Raw genomic sequence first — 19,164 nt, 5'->3', positions numbered from 1 at the left:
GGCGCCCTCGGGAAACATATTGCGCAGGGTTGCGAAATAACTGGCGGGATGTTCAGTGACAGCCGTAAACGAGGAAGAACGCGCGCGAAATACTGAGAAGCAGTATGCGGCGCTCGGCCGGTTTGTTGAAGCCTTTGAGGCGATGGTGAATGAAGTTCGCGAGGCTTGTATTGAAAGGCTCTGTGAAGGGGTGGGGAGTAGCGAACGACAGCGATTGATCGAAATTCCATTTCACCATCAGAGCATGACTGCCAAAATCTTGTTCGACATCATGCGCGCGATCATCGCCGAGATCGTTGGCGACAAAAACAGCCCGCATCATGAAGACCGGCTGAAGTTCAAGAAGATTCTCGGTTGCATCGAAGGCGAATACAGCAGCCTACTTAGCAAGCGGAATGAACTGCTGCATGGAACATGGTTCATCGGCTACGGTGCCCCCGACGATCCAAATGCAGAACGATTCCTGGTTCGAAAATACAAGACAACAGCGGACGGCCTAGGCAACATAGAGCTACCGAAGAATGTCGCCGAATTGGACGAATTAACGCAGCGGTGCGTCGATACGTTCTTGTGGATCGGCCATCTCGATATCTGTTTGCAGGATAAAATTCGAGTCGACGACTTTTTCAGGCAGGATTCTAGAGGACCTTGGAAGTTCTATATTAACGCCGAGAGCCAAGGGACCACGTTGCCGAGAAAGCAGCGTTCATGAGCGATCGCCGCTGAATGCACCTGACGCGATCTTGACGAATGCAGCCCGCCCAATTTTCCATGACTTCTTCACGCTACGTTGGTTTCAATTCTGCGTAACAGCAGCGCGCAGCCCGCGCCGGCGCACGAGCGCAAGCGGCAGTAACGGCGAAATCTCTCTCCTCGTCATTGCGAGCGAAGCGAAGCAATCCAGACCGTCTCCGCAGAGGCAGCCTGGATTGCTTCGTCGCAAGTGCTCCTCGCAATGACGGAGCTTGTGGGGGGCCCGCTCGTTGTCAGCCGGACTTGTCCGACCCGTCCGGAACATAAACGTTGAAATCGGCTGCGATCCTCAGGTCGGCCGCTTGACCCAAGACGTGGTGTTCAAGCGCATCGCCAGTGTGCTCGTCGCAGAACCATCCGATGAACAGGTTGATACGACCGCCTGTCGAGACCAGCTTCCGTAGCGTTCGACGGTGTGGCTGGAGCAATGTGAGCGCGGACTCGATCCGTTCCGCGGGCGCCACGCGCCTGCTTGGTCCGAGATCAATCGAGCAGTAAGAGTCGGGCCGAATTCCTTCGAGGCGCCTTCCCTTGGGCGTGCGGCGCTCGTCGCCTGCTTTCCAGATCACCGAGGGTGTTAGTCCCAACTTGTTACAAACCTCAGCCAGGTCGATTTCCGGATGCTTGAAGTGCAAGCTCAGTCTGGTCCGTTGGTGCTTCATCTCCGGATTTCGCTTCCATCATCCAGTGTGAAACAAAAACGGAGGCCGTGAGGCCTCCGTTTGCATTAGCTATTGCGAGCTTCGCCTCACCCCAGCCGGCCCGCCGCATGTGCCAGCAGCGTGTACACCAGCCCCGTCTCCGAGGTCAGGTGGCTGCGCAGCTCCTGCGGGCCGCGGCCGTCGCGGGCGACTTCGTCGAGCAGGCGTTCGAACTCGCCGATGTAGCGGTCGACCGTGCCCTTAAAGTTGCGGTCGGCGCGATACTTGCGGGCGACCTCGTCAAAGGCCTTCTGGCCGGCGGGCGTGTACAGGCGCTTGGTGAAGGCCTTGTTCTCGCCGCGCTGGTAGCGGTCCCACATCTCGGTGGCGAGGTTGCGGTCCATCAGCCGGCCGATGTCGAGCGACAGCGATTCCAGCGGATTACTGCTGGCCTGCGGGGCCTGCGGCTGCGGAGCGGGTGCAGCCTGGCGGCCGCGCGGGGCCTCACGACCGTTCGGAGCCGCCTGGTTGGCGTCCGTGCGGTTCAACAGATCCGACAGCCAGCCGTCGCGGCCCTGGTCGTTCCCACCAGGGGCAACCGGCGGCGCTTCGGTGCGACGCGAGGAGGCCGGCATGCCGAGGTCCGGCGGCGGCAACGTCGAGGCGCTGCCGGTGTCGCGCATGCGCGTCTCGGTGCCACGACCGCCCGCGCTTGCCATCACCGGCTCTTCCTGGCGCTGGACGGCGACAGAAGCGCGGCCCGTCGTGGTGACGTCGAGGCCACGGCCGTGCTGGGCCACGATGCGGTTGAGCTCGGCGAGCGCCTCGATCTGGTCGACGATCACCTTGCGCATCTGCGCAGTGCTCTCGGCGGCCTCCTGCGGCATCTCGAGCACGCCACGGCGCAGCTCGTTGCGGGTGGCTTCGAGCTCGTTGTGCATCTCGAACGCCATCTGCTTCATGCTGGAGACGAGGTTGCCGAACTTCTCGGCCGACTGCTTGAACATCGCATCCGCTTCGTCGGTGGTCTGGCGGTAGATGTCGTGCATGGCATCGATGGTCTGGCGGTGCTCCTCTTCGGAGGCCGACCGCACCGCCTCGAACTGGCGGGTGATCGCGGCGGAACCTGCGCCGGCGGTCTCCGCGACGACGCGGGCGATGTCGCGGGCACGCTCTTCGGCCGCAGCGAGCGACTCATCGAGCAGCCCGGTGAAGCGCGACAGGCGCTGGTCGAGATCGGTGGTACGCAGGTCGATGGTGGTGACGAGCGATTCCAGCGCCTGCTTGCGCTCGGCGAGCGAGGCGGTGGTGTTCTTGTTGCTCTGCTCGACGACCTGTGCGGCATCGACCAGCGCCTTGCCGTGCGCGTCGAACTGCGTCGACAGCTCGCCGAGATCCTGCAGTGCCCGCGTGGTCTTCGTGTTGAAGACGTTGAGCTGGTCTTCCAGGTTCTGCGTCGCAGCGCCGTTGCGCGAGGTGACGTCGTTCATCGCCGAGACGAAGTCGGCGACGCGCGTCACCAGCGCGCGCTCGAGCGAGTTGAGGTTGTCGTGCGCACCAGTCAGCACCTCCTGGAGGAGGATGTTGCCTTCGCGCAGACGCTCGAACAGGGCGACGGTGTCGGTGCGCAGGATCTTGCTGGTCTCCTGCATCTCGGTGACGGCCGCGATCGAGACCTGGCGCGACTGGTCGATCGCCGCACGCGAGGCCGTCTCGAGGTCCTTGAGCGACCTGCCGACCGCGCTGGTCGCGATCTCGCTCGCCGAATTGATGGTGCGGGCGACTTCGTTGCCGTTGCCCATCATGGTCTGCGAGAACGCGGTGCCGCGCGTCTCGATCGACTTCAGCGCGTCGGAGGTGACGCGGTCGATATCGAGCGTGAGCTGGCTGGTCTTCGAGCCGATCGCATCCACGAGCGAGCCGCGCTTGGCGTCGATCATGTTCGAGAGGCGGTCAGCCTGCTGCTGCACATAGGTGACGATCTCGTCGGTCTTGCCGGTCATGGCCTGGCCGAAGCTGCTCGAGGCGGAGAGCACCGAGCGCTCGACGTCGGCCGAGCTCGACTTGACCCGCGAGCTCGCCTCGTTGGAGGCGTTGATCAGCGCGTTCTGGGCGTTGAGCGCACTGGTCTGGATGTCGTTGGTCGCGTTCGCCGTGGCCGTGCTCAGCGCGCGCTCGATCTCGGTCGAGATCGTGCGGATCTGGCTTGCGGCATCCGCTGAGGTCGAGGTCAGCGAGGTCTGGGCCTCGCGTGCGCTGCTGAGGATGGTCGAGGCGGTGTCGGCGCCGACCGAGGTCAGCGTGCGCTCGATATCGGTCGTCAGCGACTTGATCTGGCTCGCCGCAGCGGTCGATGCGGTGATCAGCGTGCCCTGGGCCTCGCGCACGCCGCTGGTGAGCGCCTCGATGGTGGCGCCGCCGGCGGTCGCCAGCGCGCGCTGCATCTCGGCCGCGAGCGAACGGACCTGGCCGGTTTGTTCTGCGGAGACAGCAAGAAGGGTGCTCTGGGCGTCGCGGGCGCTTGTCGTGATCGTCTCGGCAGTGGTCTGGCCGACCTGCGACAGCGAGCGATGCACTTCGGCCGCGAGCGACTTGACCTGGCTCGCCGCATCCGAGGACGCGTTGACCAGCGTGCTCTGGGCCTCGCGCGCGCCGGTCAGAATGCTCTCTGCCGTCGAAGTCCCAGCCATGGAGAGCGACCGCTGCACGTCGGCTGTAAGAGCTTTAACTTGGTTTGCTGCATCCGCAGATCCGGCGACGAGCGTGTTCTGGGCCTCGCGCGCGCCGGTCATGATGGTCTCGGCGGTCGAGGTTCCCGCCATCGAGAGCGAGCGCTGGACGTCGGAGGACAGCGCCTTGATCTGGTTGGCAGTCTCGGTCGAGGCCGCGATCAGTGTGCCCTGCGCATCGCGGGCGCCGGCGGTGATCGATTCCGCCGTGCTGGTGCCTGCCATCGACAGCGAGCGCTGCACGTCGGCGGTGAGCGTCTTGACGTGGTTGGCAGCATCCGACGAGGCGGTGACGAGCGTGGTCTGCACCTCGCGGGCGCCGGCCAGGATCGAGGCCGCGGTGGCAGAGCCGGCCGCGGACAGCGTGCGTTCGACGTCGGCCGCGAGCCCCTTGATCTGGTTGGAGGCATCGCCCGATGCCGCGACCAGGGACGACTGCGCCTCGCGGGCGCTGGTCAGGATCGAGTTCGCCGCACCGGTGCCGACCGCGGTCAGCGCGCGCTCGACCTCGGCGGAGGTCATCTTGAGCTGGGCGTTGACGTCGGAGGAGACCGTCATCAGCGACTGCTGCGCAGTGCGCGCACCGGTCTGGATCGTCTCGCTGGTGTTGACGACGAGGTTGGTGAGCGAGCGCTCGGCGTCCTCGACATGCGAGCGGATCGCGGTCGAGATCATCTCGGCGCGGGACATCATGTCCTCGCTGGCCTGGCGGCCGCTGCTCTCGATGCGGCCGGCGACGGCCTCGACACGCGAGCCGAGCAGGTCTTCGAACTGCGCCACGCGCACGTCGATGTCGTTGGCAACCGAACCGACCTTGGTCTCGATCGCCTGGTGGATGTCCTGGAAGCGCGCCGTGACGGTATCGGTCAGGTGCATGCTGCGGCCGTCGATGAGGTCGGCGACGCCGGTGATGCGGCGGTCGACCGCCTCGATCGCCTGTGCGGTGCCGTCCGTAAGCGTCGAGGTCAGCAGGGTAAGGCGGGTGTCGATCGACTGCACTGCCTGCTGGGCGCCGTTGGTCAAAGCGGTCGTCAGATAGGTGAGGCGGCTGTCGACGGACTCCAGCGCCTGCGATGCGCCGCCGTTGAACGTCGTCGTGAGATGCGTCAGCCGCGTATCGATCGCCTGGATCGTCTGCGAGGCGCCGTCGGTCAGCGTCGACGTGAGGTGGGTGAGGCGGGAGTCAATGGACTCGAGCGCCTGCGCCGCGCCACCGGTGAGTGTCGTCGTGAGGTGCGTCAAGCGCGTGTCGACCGACTGGATCGCCTGGGCGGCACCATCGGTCAGCGACATCGCGAGCGTGTTGAGACGCCCGTCGATGGTTTCGGTGACGGATTTGGCGCGGGTGTCGAACGACTCTTCGAGCGCGGCGACGCGGCCGACGAGCTGCTCGTCGAAGGTCTTGATGTGGCCTTCGATCGTGCCGTCGAGGCTTGCGATCTTGCCGTTCAGCGAGGTGTCGAGATTGGTGACGCGTTCGCCGATCGTGGTCTCGAACTGCACCAGGCGCTGGTCGAGCACGGCCGTGATCGCACCGCCGTTGGAGGTGAAGCGGGTGTCGAAATTGTCGACATAGGTCTTCAGCGACTCATGGATGTCGTGGGTGCGCTGGCCCATGCGCTCGACGATCTCGCCGCCGAACGTCTTCACGGTGCGGTCGAACTCGGAGATGTGGCGCGTGATCAGGGCACCCAGCGTGCCGGAATCGCGGGCGAACTTCTCGACCAGCTCGGAACCCTGGTTCTTCACCAGCTCGTCGAACGCGCTCATCTGCAGCGACAGCGAGTCGTGTGCGGTCTCGGTCTGGCTGACGACCTTGGCGACGAGGGTGTTGACCGTGGCGTCGAGCGCTTCGCTCGCCTTGTCGCCGGAGGTCATGATCTGGCCGGCGAGGCGGTTGCCGGCGTCGTCGATCTTGGCGGAGAGGTCGTTGGAGCGCAGCTCGAGCTCGAGCAGCAGCGAGTCCGACGAGTTCTTCAGGCTGTCATGCACCTGCTCGGTGCGCTCGGAGATGCCGTCGACGATCGCGGCGGAACGCTGCTCGAACTCGCCGGTGATGCGGTCGATGCGCTCGTTCAGCATTTCATGGACGCGGTCGGCGAGGTCGACGAACTCGTCGTGGACGTGGCCGGTCTTGAAGTTGAGGCTGGTGGTCAACCGCTCGCTGGCGTCGAGCACCGCGCGGGTGGTCTCGGCGCTAGCCTCCTCGAGGCGGTCGAGCAGGTCGCCGCCGCGCTCGCCGAGCGCCAGGATCATGTTGTCGCCGGCGTGGCTCAGCGCGCCGGTGATGTGGGCGCCGCGCTCTTCCAGCGCGCCGGTGATGGATTTCGCGACCTCGTCGACGCGCGAGGCGATCGCGTCCGAGATCAGCGCGATGTCGTGGCGGAGGTCGATCTGCACGCCGGAAATGGCGCTGCGGACCTGCTCGGCCTGACCAACCAGATTGTCGCGCTGATGCGCGATGTCCTGGAGCAGGGCGCGGATGCGGACTTCGTTGTCGGAATAGGCGCGCTCAAGTGCGGCGACCTCGTTGGCCACCAGCGTCTCGAGCTCGCCGGCGCGCGCGATGGCGCGTTCGATGCCGTCGCCCATTGCCGCGACCTCGCGGCGGATGGCCTGGCCGACGGTGACCATGGAATCGGAGGCCGAGCCTTCCGGTTCGGAGAAGCGGATCGCGACCTGCGCCATCGCCTGCGCGACCTGGCTCATCTGCTGGCCGCGCCAGACCAGGCTCGCGAGGAAGTAGAACAGCATGATCGGCGCGAAGAACATCGTGGCGAGGCCGGCGATCGCCAGCACGCCGCCGCTCTCGCCCATGGCGGCCCGGATCGAGGGCAGGAAGCCGACCGTCAGCGCGGCGCAGGCCGCAAGCCAGACGACCGTGAAGATGGTTGCGCCGGTGTAGATGTTGCGGGCAGGGCGGCCCGTCTGCAGCGACTGGAGCAACTGACCGATGGTCTCGCGGTCGTCATTGGCGGCGCGGCGCGAGGTGCGCGGTTCCTCGATCGGATCGAACACGGCGCGCTCGTTGGCGGCAGCGCGAGGCTCGAACGTCGGCTCGTCGAACACGGGAGGCATCGGCGGCGCGACCGAAGGCGCCGTTTCGTCGCGCATCGATGCGTTGCGGCTGGTATCGGCAGCCGTGTCGCTGATGTTGAGGGCTTCCTGGATCGCAGAAAGCGCATCTTCTGTGGGATCTTTGACCTTTTTGGGAGTGTTGGCCATGTTCAGTCGAGCCCTCGTTACTTGTACGCGTCCCCCCGCGAGCCCTGCGCGCTACGCAAGCCCACAGTCCGGATCATGCCGCTTGCGCGGATCTCCGAGCCGTCCACACCCGAACGGCTTGTCCGCCAATTTCCGCAACATCCTATTGGCAGAGCGTCGCGAATGAAATGGCTGCGATTAAGACAATCTTAATCATCGTTAACAGGATCGAGCCGTAACGCCTTAGCCTGACATGAAATTCTCCACCGAACTTGGCCGATTGCGGCAACTTTTCGTCAATAAACGGGCGGATTTGCGTAAAACGGCCCAAACACTTCGTTAACCATTTCCATGCTTCGGTGGGGGCGAACCGCCGGACCGGCGGACCGTCGTGCGATGCCGGGGCCTGCGCCATGATGCCTGAACTGCAACGGATGGACTGGATGCCCTCGCCCCCGCTTGCGCCCATCGACAGCCCCCTCGACCTCGACCACCTCTCGCGCATGACGCTCGGCGATGCCGAACTGGAGCAGGAAGTGCTTGCGATGTTCGCGGAGCAGGCGGTTCGGCTGATCGCGGCGATGACGGCGCTGCCGGCCGAAACCGGTGCGCTCGCGCATAAGCTTAAAGGCTCGGCGCGCGGGATCGGTGCCTTTGCGGTCGCGGATGCCGCCGGCAGCCTGGAAACCGCGATCCGGATCGGCCACAACCAGCCCCACGCCTTCGCCGCGCTGAAAGAGGCGGTCGCCGAGGTTCGCGCGGCCATTGCGGCGATTCTGAAGCACTAGGCCGGGGTCCCCAAATGCGGGTGGACTGTGCACTAGTCTTTTGTTTGTTTTGACGCGTTTTCTTCCCGCGAACCGGTATCCACTTCGCTTGAAAACGCTATGGCGCTGCCCGGACCGACCCGTTATAGGACAGCCCGGACCCTCCTTTTTCCCCAGATCGCGGCAGCACGAGCACCCATGGCCAAAATTCACTTTGTCGACCACAAGGGCGAAACCCGCACGGTGGATGTCGAGAACGGCGCGACCGTGATGGAAGCCGCCATCCGCAACAGCATTCCCGGTATCGAAGCCGAATGCGGCGGCGCCTGCGCCTGCGCAACCTGCCATGTCTATGTCGACGAAGCCTGGCGCGAGAAGGTCGGCAGCCCGACGCCGATGGAAGAGGACATGCTCGACTTCGGCTTCGACGTGCGCCCGAACTCGCGCCTGTCCTGCCAGATCAAGGTCTCCGACGAGCTCGACGGGCTCGTGGTGTCGACGCCGGAACGTCAGGCCTAAGCACGTCTCGTTTAAGCGCTCGGCGGCGCGACCTCGATGCCGCGCTTGTGCCAGGGTTTGAATTTCTCGATCACCTCTGCGGTCAGCGGTGCCGGCCGGCGTGTCGCCTCGTCGAGCAAGACGCCGACGGATGTCGCTGACGCGATGCAGGTCCCGTTCGAAAACACGACCTGCTCGAAGGTCACCGACGTGCGTCCAAGCTTGACCACGCCGAGGCCGAGCTCGATCGTGTTCGGCCAGTGCAGCTCGGCGCGGAAATAGATGTCGAGCCGCACCATGATCCAGGCGAGCCCCGGCGGTGTCAGCCCGTATTCCGGGCTCTTCATCAGCGTGACGCGGCCGGTCTCGAAATAGGTGGCGTAGACCGCGTTGTTGACGTGCTGGTTCGGGTCGAGATCGCCGAAGCGGACGTTGTCACTGAGGCGAAAAGGGAAGTCCTCCAGGCGCGGCGTCGTATCGAGGCGGCTTGGTGCGTTCACCGATTGATCTCCGTCATATCCAACCTCGTTACAGCCCAGTTATTTTGAGCCGGCAAGTGGGCGCGGCTGCGGGGCGCTCCCGCTTTTATGCCTTCCCTGATCCATCCCCGTTGGCTAGACAGGCAGGGTCACCTCTGCCCGCCGGGCGCCGTCCAACCGATAACGACCGATAAAGAGACGACATGAGCGACGTGATCAAAACCGATGTGCTGATTATTGGCGCAGGCCCTTGCGGTCTGTTCGCCGCCTTCGAGCTTGGCCTTCTCGACATGAAGGCGCATTTCGTCGACATCCTCGACAAGGTCGGCGGCCAGTGCGCCGAGCTTTATCCGGAAAAGCCGATCTACGACATTCCCGGCATTCCGCAGGTGTCGGGGCAGGGCCTCACCGAGGCGCTGATGGAGCAGATCAAGCCGTTCCATCCGACCTTCCATCTCGGCGAGATGATCGAGACCGTGGAGAAGATCGGCGATCCCCTGTTCCGTTGCACCACCGATGCCGGCAAGGTGTTCGAATGCAAGGTGGTGGTGATTGCGGCCGGCGGCGGCTCGTTCCAGCCGAAGCGCCCGCCGGTGCCGGGCATCGAAGCCTACGAAGGCACTTCGGTGCACTACGCCGTGCGCAAGATGGAAAATTTCCGCGACAAGAACGTGCTGGTCGTCGGCGGCGGCGATTCCGCGCTCGACTGGACGCTCAACCTGCATCCGATCGCCAAGCGCGTCACGCTGCTGCACCGTCGCGACGATTTTCGTGCCGCGCCCCACAGCGTCGAGCAGATGCGCGCGCTTGTGGCTAACGGCAAGATGGATCTGCGGCTCGGCCAGGTCACCGCGCTCTTAGGCGCGGATGGCCAACTGACCGGCGCCACCGTCAAGGGCAACGACAACAATGTCGGCGATATTGCCTGCGACACCATGCTGCCGTTCTTCGGCCTGACCATGAAGCTCGGTCCGGTCGCGAACTGGGGCATCGCGCTGGAGAACAATCTGGTGCCGGTCGAGACCTCCGCGTTCGAGACCAACGTGCCCGGCATCTTCGCCATCGGTGACATCAACACCTATCCCGGCAAGATCAAGCTGATCCTGTGCGGCTTCCACGAGGGCGCACTGATGTCGCAAAAAGCCCACCGTTACGTCTATCCGGAGAAGCGGCTCGTGTTCCAGTACACGACCTCGTCCTCCAGCCTGCAGAAGAAGCTGGGTGTCAACTGATCGCAACGGGAGCGGACGGGCGATGCCCCATGTTTCTGGTGCTGGAATCGTTCGCGAAATCGCCGTAGTCTGCGGCCATTGCAGTGGCGGCTCAGCAAGGTGATCATAATGCGGAATCTCTTTACCGGCTTTCGGCTGCTCCCGTTTCTCGCGCTCGCGTTGACGCTCGGCGCGGTGAGCCCGGCTGGGGCGCAAGTCTCGGCTGCGGCGCCGGCTCAGCCAACCGCCGCAGGTCTCTGGCAGAAGGTCGAGGACGGCAAGACGGTGGGCTGGTTCCTCTTCATCGACCACAACGGCATCTTCGAAGGCGTCATCGCCAAGACCTTCCCGCGTCCGGGCGACGATCCGAACGAGGCCTGCACGAAATGCGCGGACGATCGCAAGAACCAGCCGGTGCTCGGGCTCTCCTTCATCCGCGACATGAAGCGTGACGGGTTGAAGTATGAGGGTGGCAACGTCGTCAATCCGCGCGACGGCAACATCTGGAAGGCCAAGATGACGGTGAGCCCGGACGGTCAGGTCCTGACCATGCGCGGCTTCCTCGGCATTTCCCTGTTCGGCAAGGACGAGACCTGGCAGCGTTTGCCGGATGCAAGTATCGCCGAAGTCGATCCCGCCATCGTCGCCAAATATCTCCCCGCGCAGGCCGTTGCGACCAAGCAGCCGCCCGCGCCCGCGACCAAAAAAGGTGGCGCGATGATGATGGCGCCAGCAGCGAAGAAGTAGGCTGCTTTCACGCCGCCCGGGCTATGGGCGTCAATACGTCCGGGCCTTCTTGCAAGGCGCATAGAACGTGCCGTTACCGGCAACGACCCGCTCCAGGCATTGCCGGGGATCGGTGATGTCGCCGTCGACCTGAAAATAATAGGCCTGCGGTCCCAGGCTCAGGACGTAATGTCCCGGCGAAAGCTCGAGCTCTACGTCGCTGGCGTGGAGCTCGTACATTTCGGCTTTCCCCGGAATCGGCGAGATCCGGAACGGATAGGAGACGTTGCGGATCACGCCGACGTCGTCTCCGCCACTCGTCGTCTTGCCTGCAGCATCGGTCGAAAATTCTTTGACCTTCGCGACAACACGGACCTCGACGCGCTCGGGGATCACATTTGCAATGTCCCGGCGGAACACGATGAACTTGACGCGGCCGTTCGGCAGGTGCGGCCGGTCGGGCTTCTTGAATTCCGGTGAAATCGCAATGCGCATGTCCGGCGCCATCACGCCGGTCGCGTTCAACTCAGCCAGCGACTTGTCGTCGATCAAGGCATAGATGCCGTAATCGGTGGGCAGTACGCGTGCGGGCGGAGGCGGAGCAGAGGGCACCATTTCCGGCTTGGCGACCGTGATCGTCGTCTCCGGCTTGGGCGCTACTTGCGCGATCTCCGGCGTCTGCGACGACATCAGCCGGCGCAGCGCGGCGATCCGGTCTCGCTGCGAGACGATCACGATGGTTGCGCCAACGACAAGCAGGATGGCCGCCGTACGCTTGATCACAGGCCAGAGCGGACCAGAGACCGCTGGCAGCTTGCTGCGGGACTTGATCGCCGAAGGCAAAACGGTCGCATCGCTGGACACCAGAAGAGTGCCTGCGTCGGTCACCCTGGACGATGTGAGTTGCTGCGGTGGCAAGCGCTCCAGCGGTGCCTGTTCGCGCGAAAACTTCTCGACCTCATCGATCGCGATCTCGAGGGCCTGCTTCATCTGGTCGATGTTTTTTGCGTCGGCGTAGGTAAACTGCTCCTGGAGCTTGTAGCGGGCGAGATCGTAGACCATCTGCCGCTGGGCTTCGGCGTCGTCTTTCACCGCCTCGAGCATGCGCGAAATCACCAGCGCAAACTGCACCTGGTTTGCGGGCAAATCCGTCGGGTCCTGTTGACCGGGAAGCAGGTCCCTCGAGTCGCTCATTGCGTTGACGGTCCAAAACCAGTCACGCCGATACCCAATTCTTCCATTCGAAACAGTCGGTTAAGCGGTTAGCGGTCGCGTCCGCGCCAGCTTCGTACACGTCCTGACACAACAAGGAAAGCCTCCGGAGCGAGGCGCGGCGGAGCGTCGGCATATCACACATGCGGGACGTCCAGGCAGATCGAGCAAGGCTGCCGCGCCAGTAGTTCCCCGGAATGCGCGCTGGCGCTGGATTTGCATAGCTGTCGGCAAATCTGCCGGAGGAGTGAGTCGCCGCTGCCGCGCCTGTTCAAGGGCGTGAGTGACGTCGCCTGTTCCTCGCGGCGCGTGACTTCGATCGATGAGATGACGCTATGAGACTTGCAAGATTGTGTGCAGCGACGTTGGCGGGGCTGATGCTGCCACTGGCGACATCGGCGATGGCGCGTGACGACGGACGCTATGCCAACTCGCCGCTCAAACCCTGGTTCGAGAGTCTGCGCAGCGAGTACGGACAGTGCTGTTCGGATGCCGACGGCTATGTCGTCGCCGATGTCGACTGGGAGTCCGACAAGGGACACTACCGCGTGCATCTCGACGACGAATGGGTCGTCGTGCCCGACGGCGCCGTGATCAACGAGCCGAACAAGATCGGCCGCACCATGGTGTGGAAGCACTATATTGACGGCCACCCGCGCGTGCGGTGCTTCATGCCGGGCAGCATGACCTGAGAATGCTTGCAGCGCCTGCACTGAATGCGGGCGCTGCAGGTGACGCGGGACGGTTAGCGCGCTTCGCTGTCGGAGTTCGCGCTGGCAAACCGCTTCACGCGCGGTGACAGCACCGAGATCTGCGCAGGCGAGGCCGGCATACCGGCGACGATCATCGCGGGCGCAGTCGACTGCTCCTGAACGCCGGCACCGCCGAGCACCTGCACTTGCATTGCCGAGATTGGAAACGAATTCACTTCGTAAGAGGGGAGCTCGCCGGCAAATGCGCTGGCTGTGCTTGCAATCATTGCGCCGGCAACGGCAATCATCAAGAGAATACGCATTTCAAAATCTCCGTTGAAGATATCAATCGGAGGTTAGGTCGCGGCAGTGCCACAACAGGTTCGCTTGTGTGCGAACATTCGTCTCCCGTGCGCGGGCAAATATGGTTGCGCGAGACGACAGGCGCGAAACGAGGAAGAAATTTTCCGCCTCAATATTTCCGGACGGTTTCGCGAAAGCCGAGCCGATCGTGCTTTACGCGCCGAGTTTGGTCTCTCGCACCACTGCATCGGCGCGGCGGCGCAGCTCCGGATTGAGCGCGAGCCCGAGGCCCGGTGCCGTCGGTGCCGACACGATGCCGTTGTTCACGACGGGCAGCGCGGTGACGAGGTCGCGGTACCAGGTCGACAGCGTCGCGCGAACGACCTCCTGGAAGATCGCGGTCGGCGCATGCAGCGCCAGATGCAGGCCCGCCATCAGCGCGACGGGTCCGGTGCAGTCATGCGGAGCAAGCGGCTTGTTGTGGGCCTCGCTCAGCGCTGCGATCTTGCGCGCCTCGCTCAGGCCGCCGCACCAGGCGATGTCGAGCATCACGACGTCGACGGCATCGGCCGCGAGCAGATTGCGGAAGCTCGCGGCGCCCGCCAGCGTCTCGCTGCCGCAGATCGGCGTCTTCACGCGCCGCCTGAGATCGGCGAGGCCTTGTACGTCGTCCATCTTGTTGAGGGGATCCTCGACCCAGAACACGCCGTAATCTTCCAGTGCGCGGCAGATGCGCTCGGCGGTGTGCATGCCCCACAGGCTGTGCAGCTCACACATGATCTCGATGCGGTCGCCGACGGCGTCACGGATTTTGCGGAACGGCTCCAGTCCGGTCTTGAGGTCGGTGAGCGAGATCGCATGGCCGCCATTGGCGGCAAAAGGATCGAACGGCCAGATCTTCATGGCGCTGTAGCCTTCGCTCAGAAGGCTTTCGGCAAGCGTCCCGGCATCGCGCATGAAGGCGATCTGGTCGTCATAGGGGCCGAGCGCGGCATCGTCAGCGCCGATCTCGCGGCGCCTGGAGCTCTTGGTGTTGTAGGCATAGCCGGCGCAGGTGTTGTAGGCGCGGATCTCGAGCCGGCTCGCGCCGCCGAGCGCCTCGTGCACGGGAATGCCGTGACGCTGGCCCTTGAGGTCCCACAGCGCGATGTCGATCGCGCTGGCCGCGCGCACCTCGGCGCTGACGCTGTGAAAGCCGAGATAGGGCGTCAGCAACTGGCGCGAGATCGCCTCGATGCGGCGGGAGTTCTGGCCGAGCACCAGCGGCGCGGCGAGCTCGTGCACCGCGGCTTCCACAGCCTGGGCGCCGCGAAAGCTTTCGCCGAGGCCGGTCAGTCCCTCGTCGGTTTCGATCTCGACCCAGATCAGGTTCGGTCGCTCGTCGATGCGGATCGTGCGCAGGGTCGTGACGCGGGACATCGAGGTCCTCTTGGACGAGTTGCCGGCGCTCAGGTCACCGGTGCCGGATTGAACAGCGTGAGGTCGTTGTGAATGCCCCAGCGATCCGACCACGGCTTGGTGCGGCCGGAGGCGACGTCGAGGATCAGGCGGAACAGATCCCAGCCGGTTTCCTCGATCGTCTTGTCGCCGGTGGCGATGCCGCCCGCGTCGAAATCGATCAGATCCTTCCAGCGCCGCGCCAGCTCGGTGCGGGTCGCGACCTTGATCACGGGGGCCGCTGCGAGGCCGTAAGGCGTACCGCGGCCGGTGGTGAACACCTGCAAGGTCATGCCGGAGGCAAGCTGGAGCGTGCCGCAGATGAAGTCGGACGCCGGCGTCGCCGCGAACAGCATGCCCTTCTGCGTCGCCTTCTGGCCGGGCGAGAGCACGCCGGTGATGGCGCTCGAGCCGGACTTGACGATCGAGCCGAGAGATTTTTCGACGATGTTGGCGAGGCCGCCCTTCTTGTTGCCGGGCGTGGTGTTGGCGCTGCGATCGGCGCCGCCGCGGGCCAGATAAGAATCATACCAGGCCATCTCGCGCACCAGCGCGCGGCCGACGTCCTCGTTGATGGCGCGGCGGGTGAGGAGCTGGATGGCGTCGCGCACCTCGGTCACTTCCGAGAACATCACGGTGGCGCCGGCGCGCACCAGAAGGTCGGCGGCGAAGCCGAGGGCGGGGTTCGCAGTGACGCCGGAGAAGGCGTCGCTGCCGCCGCATTGCAGGCCGATGACGAGATCGGCAGCCGGGCAGGTCTCGCGGGTGCGCTTGTTGAGGATCTTCAGGCGCGCTTCGGCCTGGGTCATGATCGCGTCGACGATCGCGCCAAAGCCATCGAAGGCTTCGTCCTGCATGCGCACGATGGCATCATTGACGCCCTCGGGCACCAGCCGCTCGGGCGCAAGCTTCTCGCAGCCGAGACTGATGACCAGGATCTCGCCGCCGAAATTCGGGTTCAGCGCGAGATTTTGCAGCGTGCGGATCGGTATCACTGCGTCGGGCGCGGTGATGGCGACGCCGCAGCCATAGGCATGGGTCAGCGGCACGACGTCGTCGACGTTCGGATATTTCGGCAGCAGCTCGGTGCGAATGCGCTTCACCGCATATTCCATCGTGCCTTTGACGCATTGCACGGAGGAGGAGATGCCGAGGATGTTTTTCGTGCCGACCGAGCCGTCGGGATTGCGAAAGCCTTCGAAGGTGAAACCTTCGAGGGGCGGCAGCGGCGCAGGCACGGCGGTCGATATTTCCAGCTTGTCGAGGTCAGGGGCCTCCGGCATGCGGATGCGCGCCTCATCCACCCATTCGCCGGCCAGGATCGGCGCGAGCGCGTAACCGATCACCTCACCATAGCGGATGATCGGCTGATCTTGCGCGATGTCGACCAGCGCCGTCTTGTGCCCCTGTGGCACGAAGGCGCGCAGCGTCAACCCGCAGGCAAAGCGGGAGCCGGCTGGAAGCCCGAAATCATTGACCACGATCGCGACGTTGTCGCGCGCGTTGAGCTTGATGTAGCGGGGCCGCTCTTTCGCTGCGACGTCCTGGTCCATGCGCTTTTGCCTCAGAAGCTGAAGTCGTAGGGTGGGCAAAGGCGCAACGCGCCGTGCCCACCATGCTTCACACCGAACGTAAGCGGTGGGCACGCTTCGCTTTGCCCACCCTACGATCTCTTCCCCGTGGTTAGCCCGGATAGGTATAGGCGGTCTTCACCGTTGTGTAGAACTCGCGCGCATAGGAGCCCTGCTCGCGGGCTCCATAGCTCGAGCCCTTCCGGCCACCGAATGGCACGTGGTAGTCGACACCGGCGGTCGGCAGATTGACCATCACCATGCCGGACTCGCTGTTGCGCTTGTAGTGCGAGGCGTATTTCAGGCTGGTGGTGCAGATGCCCGAAGCGAGACCGAACTCGGTATCGTTGGAGATCGCCAGCGCTTCCTCGTAGTTCTTGGCGCGGATCACGGCTGCAACGGGGCCAAAGATTTCCTCACGCGCGATGCGCATGTTGTTGTTGGCCTCAGTGAACAGCGCCGGTTGGAGGTAATGGCCGGGCGTCTCGCGCTTGAGCAGCTCGCCGCCGAAAGCGAGTTTCGCGCCCTCGTCCTGGCCGATCTTGATGTAGCGGAGATCCTGGTCGAGCTGGCTCTGATCGACCACCGGGCCGATATGGACGCCGGCCTTGAGCGCATCGTCGACCGACAGGCCGTTCAGGCGCTCGGCCACGGCCGCGACAAAGCGGTCGTGGATGCCTTCGGTGACAATCAGGCGGGAGGACGCCGTGCAGCGCTGGCCAGTCGAGAAATAGGCGCCGTTGACGGCGACTTCGACGGCAGTCTTGAGGTCGGCGTCGTCGAGCACGACCAGCGGATTCTTGCCGCCCATCTCGAGCTGGAACTTTTTCATCGGATTCGACAGCACGCAGGCCTGCGCGATCTTGCGGCCGGTCTGCACCGAGCCGGTGAAGGAGATCGCAGCGACATCCGGGTGCTCAAGCAGCGTCTGGCCGACGACGGAACCGGAGCCGACCACGAGGTTGAACACGCCAGCCGGAATGCCGGAGCGAGCAATGATCTCGGAGAGCGCATGTCCGGAGCCCGGCACCAGTTCAGCCGGCTTGAACACGACGGTGTTGCCGTAGCAGAGCGCCGGCGCGATCTTCCAGGCCGGGATCGCGATCGGGAAGTTCCACGGCGTGATCATGCCGATGACACCGACCGGCTCGCGGGTGAGCTCGACGTCGAGGCCGGGACGGACGGACGCGCCTTTCTCGCCGATCAGGCGCAGCGCCTCGCCGGCAAAGAACGCAAAGATCTGGCCGGCGCGGGCGACCTCGCCGATGCCCTCGGGCAGCGTCTTGCCTTCCTCGCGGGCAAGCAGGCGGCCGAGCTCGTCCTTGCGGGCAATAATTTCAAGAGAAATCTTGTTGAGCGCGTCGTAGCGCACCTGCGGGGTCGACTGCGCCCAGGCGGGGAAGGCGGCTTTCGCGGCCGCGATCGCCTTCTCGGTCTGCGCCTTGTCGGCCTTGGCGTATTCGCCGACCAGATCGTTGGTGTTGGAGGGGTTGATGTTCTTGGTGACGCCGGAGCCGTCGACCCATTCACCGCCGATGAAGTTCTTCAGGATCGCAGTCATATCTCTTCCTCCGAATTTTCTAACGCACGAGGCAGGGACGCTTGTCGTCAAAGGTCCAGCCGGGGATCAGGTCCTGCATGGCTGTAGCGTCATCGCGGGCACCGAGTCCATGCTGCTTGTAGAGTTCATGCGCGGCCTCGATGGCCGCGCGGTCGATCTCGATGCCGAGGCCCGGACGATCCGGGACCGCGATCTTGCCGCCCTTGATCTGGAGCGGCTCCTTGGTGAGCGCCTGGCCATCCTGCCAGATCCAGTGCGTGTCGATCGCGGTGACCTTGCCGGGGGCGGCGGCGCCGACATGGGTGAACATGGCGAGCGAAATGTCAAAATGATTGTTGGAGTGCGAGCCCCAGGTCAGGCCGTTGTCACGACAAGTCTGGGCGACGCGCACCGAGCCTTGCATGGTCCAGAAGTGGGGATCGGCCAGCGGAATGTCCACCGCACCGAGGCGCAGAGCGTGGCTAAGCTGGCGCCAGTCGGTCGCGATCATGTTGGTTGCGGTCGGCAAGCCCGTGGCGCGGCGGAACTCGGCCATGATCTCGCGGCCGGAGAAACCGGCTTCGGCGCCGCAAGGGTCTTCGGCATAGGCGAGGATGCCGTGCATGTTCTTGCAGAGGCTGATGGCCTCTTCGAGCGACCAGGCGCCGTTCGGGTCGAGCGTGACGCGGGCGCTGGGGAATCGCTTGGCGATCGCCGTGACGGCCTCGATCTCCTGCTCGCCGCGGAGCACCCCGCCCTTGAGCTTGAAGTCGGCGAATCCGTAATGGTCCTGCGTGGCTTCCGCGAGCCGCACCACCGTCTCAGGCGTCATCGCCTCCTGATGGCGCAGGTTGAACCAGTCGGGCTTGCCGGTCTCGCCCTTGACGTAGTCGAGCTTGGATTTGCGCCGGTCGCCGACGAAGAAGAGGTAGCCGAGCGTTTCGACGCTCTTGCGCTGCTGGCCTTCGCCGAGCAACGCGGCGACGGGCAAATTGAGATGCTGGCCGAGCAGGTCGAGCAGGGCGGATTCGATTGCGGTGACAGCGTGAATCATCACGCGAAGATCGAACGTCTGCTTGCCGCGGCCACCGGCGTCGCGGTCGGCGAAGGCCGTGCGAACGTCGGCGAGGATGTTGTTCATCGCGCCGACGGTCTTGCCGATCACGAGATCGCGGGCATCCTGGAGCGTCTGCCAGATCTTTTGCCCGCCCGGCACCTCGCCGACGCCGGTGTGACCTGCATTGTCGGTGAGGATGACGATGTTGCGCGGTGAAGAACGGCGCATGCGCGCCGCTCAGATTGAGGAGCATACTGTCGCGGCCCGCGACCGGGATCACCTGCATCGTTGTGACGACCGGTGCGCCGGCGACTGGCGCGCCGGAGATATCAGCCTGGGCCATC

At 64.5% G+C, this 19,164-nt stretch carries 14 protein-coding genes and 1 pseudogene; 6 read left to right on the top strand and 9 right to left on the bottom strand.

The window, feature by feature from the left end:
* The first annotated feature begins 55 nt into the window (after positions 1–55).
* Positions 56–712, top strand: a complete 657-nt coding sequence (locus tag V1280_RS14095) for a hypothetical protein (RefSeq protein ID WP_334524661.1) — start codon at positions 56–58, stop codon at positions 710–712.
* A 274-nt stretch (positions 713–986) separates the two neighbouring features.
* Here the strand turns inward: V1280_RS14095 and V1280_RS14090 are convergent, their stop codons facing one another.
* Complete coding sequence (locus V1280_RS14090) at positions 987–1,415, bottom strand: DUF4279 domain-containing protein (RefSeq protein ID WP_334524658.1); 429 nt, start codon at positions 1,413–1,415, stop codon at positions 987–989.
* An 86-nt stretch (positions 1,416–1,501) separates the two neighbouring features.
* Positions 1,502–7,348, bottom strand: coding sequence for a negative regulator of septation ring formation (locus V1280_RS14085; RefSeq protein ID WP_334524655.1), 5,847 nt, complete (start codon positions 7,346–7,348; stop codon positions 1,502–1,504).
* A 392-nt stretch (positions 7,349–7,740) separates the two neighbouring features.
* Between V1280_RS14085 and V1280_RS14080 the strand changes: the two genes are divergently transcribed.
* Complete coding sequence (locus tag V1280_RS14080; protein ID WP_334538299.1) at positions 7,741–8,115, top strand: Hpt domain-containing protein; 375 nt, start codon at positions 7,741–7,743, stop codon at positions 8,113–8,115.
* Between the two features lie 177 nt (positions 8,116–8,292).
* Positions 8,293–8,613 (top strand): 2Fe-2S iron-sulfur cluster-binding protein, encoded by a 321-nt coding sequence (locus V1280_RS14075; protein WP_237864982.1) that lies wholly within the window; start codon positions 8,293–8,295, stop codon positions 8,611–8,613.
* 11 nt (positions 8,614–8,624) lie between these two features.
* Here V1280_RS14075 and V1280_RS14070 read toward each other — a convergent pair whose 3' ends face one another.
* Positions 8,625–9,092: an acyl-CoA thioesterase gene (locus V1280_RS14070; RefSeq protein WP_334524650.1), complete on the bottom strand. Its 468-nt coding sequence runs from the start codon at positions 9,090–9,092 to the stop codon at positions 8,625–8,627.
* Between the two features lie 182 nt (positions 9,093–9,274).
* Here V1280_RS14070 and V1280_RS14065 point away from each other — a divergent pair, with 182 nt between their 5' ends.
* Both V1280_RS14065 and V1280_RS14060 read left to right on the top strand, forming a co-directional pair.
* Positions 9,275–10,303: an NAD(P)/FAD-dependent oxidoreductase gene (locus tag V1280_RS14065; RefSeq protein ID WP_334524647.1), complete on the top strand. Its 1,029-nt coding sequence runs from the start codon at positions 9,275–9,277 to the stop codon at positions 10,301–10,303.
* 108 nt (positions 10,304–10,411) lie between these two features.
* The gene (locus V1280_RS14060) at positions 10,412–11,029 is read left to right on the top strand and encodes a DUF2147 domain-containing protein (protein ID WP_334524644.1); all 618 of its coding nucleotides are present in this window, start codon (positions 10,412–10,414) and stop codon (positions 11,027–11,029) included.
* A 30-nt stretch (positions 11,030–11,059) separates the two neighbouring features.
* On the opposite strand, the gene V1280_RS14055 is transcribed toward V1280_RS14060, so the two are convergent.
* The gene (locus tag V1280_RS14055) at positions 11,060–12,202 is read right to left on the bottom strand and encodes a hypothetical protein (protein WP_334524641.1); all 1,143 of its coding nucleotides are present in this window, start codon (positions 12,200–12,202) and stop codon (positions 11,060–11,062) included.
* A gap of 353 nt (positions 12,203–12,555) precedes the next feature.
* Here V1280_RS14055 and V1280_RS14050 point away from each other — a divergent pair, with 353 nt between their 5' ends.
* Complete coding sequence (locus V1280_RS14050; RefSeq protein WP_334524638.1) at positions 12,556–12,912, top strand: hypothetical protein; 357 nt, start codon at positions 12,556–12,558, stop codon at positions 12,910–12,912.
* A 53-nt stretch (positions 12,913–12,965) separates the two neighbouring features.
* Here the strand turns inward: V1280_RS14050 and V1280_RS14045 are convergent, their stop codons facing one another.
* The 5 genes and pseudogenes from V1280_RS14045 to gudD all read right to left on the bottom strand — a co-directional run bounded on the left by V1280_RS14045 (position 12,966) and on the right by gudD (position 19,163).
* On the bottom strand, positions 12,966–13,235 hold the full coding sequence (locus tag V1280_RS14045) for a hypothetical protein (protein ID WP_334524633.1): 270 nt from the start codon (positions 13,233–13,235) through the stop codon (positions 12,966–12,968).
* Positions 13,236–13,428: 193 nt separating this feature from the next.
* The gene (locus V1280_RS14040; RefSeq protein WP_334524630.1) at positions 13,429–14,634 is read right to left on the bottom strand and encodes a mandelate racemase/muconate lactonizing enzyme family protein; all 1,206 of its coding nucleotides are present in this window, start codon (positions 14,632–14,634) and stop codon (positions 13,429–13,431) included.
* A 29-nt stretch (positions 14,635–14,663) separates the two neighbouring features.
* Positions 14,664–16,205 (bottom strand): galactarate dehydratase, encoded by a 1,542-nt coding sequence (garD, locus tag V1280_RS14035; RefSeq protein WP_334524627.1) that lies wholly within the window; start codon positions 16,203–16,205, stop codon positions 14,664–14,666.
* 130 nt (positions 16,206–16,335) lie between these two features.
* Positions 16,336–17,784: an aldehyde dehydrogenase family protein gene (locus tag V1280_RS14030; protein ID WP_334524624.1), complete on the bottom strand. Its 1,449-nt coding sequence runs from the start codon at positions 17,782–17,784 to the stop codon at positions 16,336–16,338.
* Positions 17,785–17,803: 19 nt separating this feature from the next.
* Positions 17,804–19,163, bottom strand: a pseudogene (gene gudD / locus V1280_RS14025) (glucarate dehydratase).
* Position 19,164: the final 1 nt, after the last annotated feature.

It is taken from the genome of Bradyrhizobium sp. AZCC 2230 (genome assembly GCF_036924495.1).
Taxonomy (GTDB): Bacteria; Pseudomonadota; Alphaproteobacteria; order Rhizobiales; family Xanthobacteraceae; genus Bradyrhizobium; species Bradyrhizobium rifense.
The sequence above is the reverse complement of the archived record's forward strand: the minus strand, read 5'-3'. Positions and strand labels throughout refer to the sequence as shown.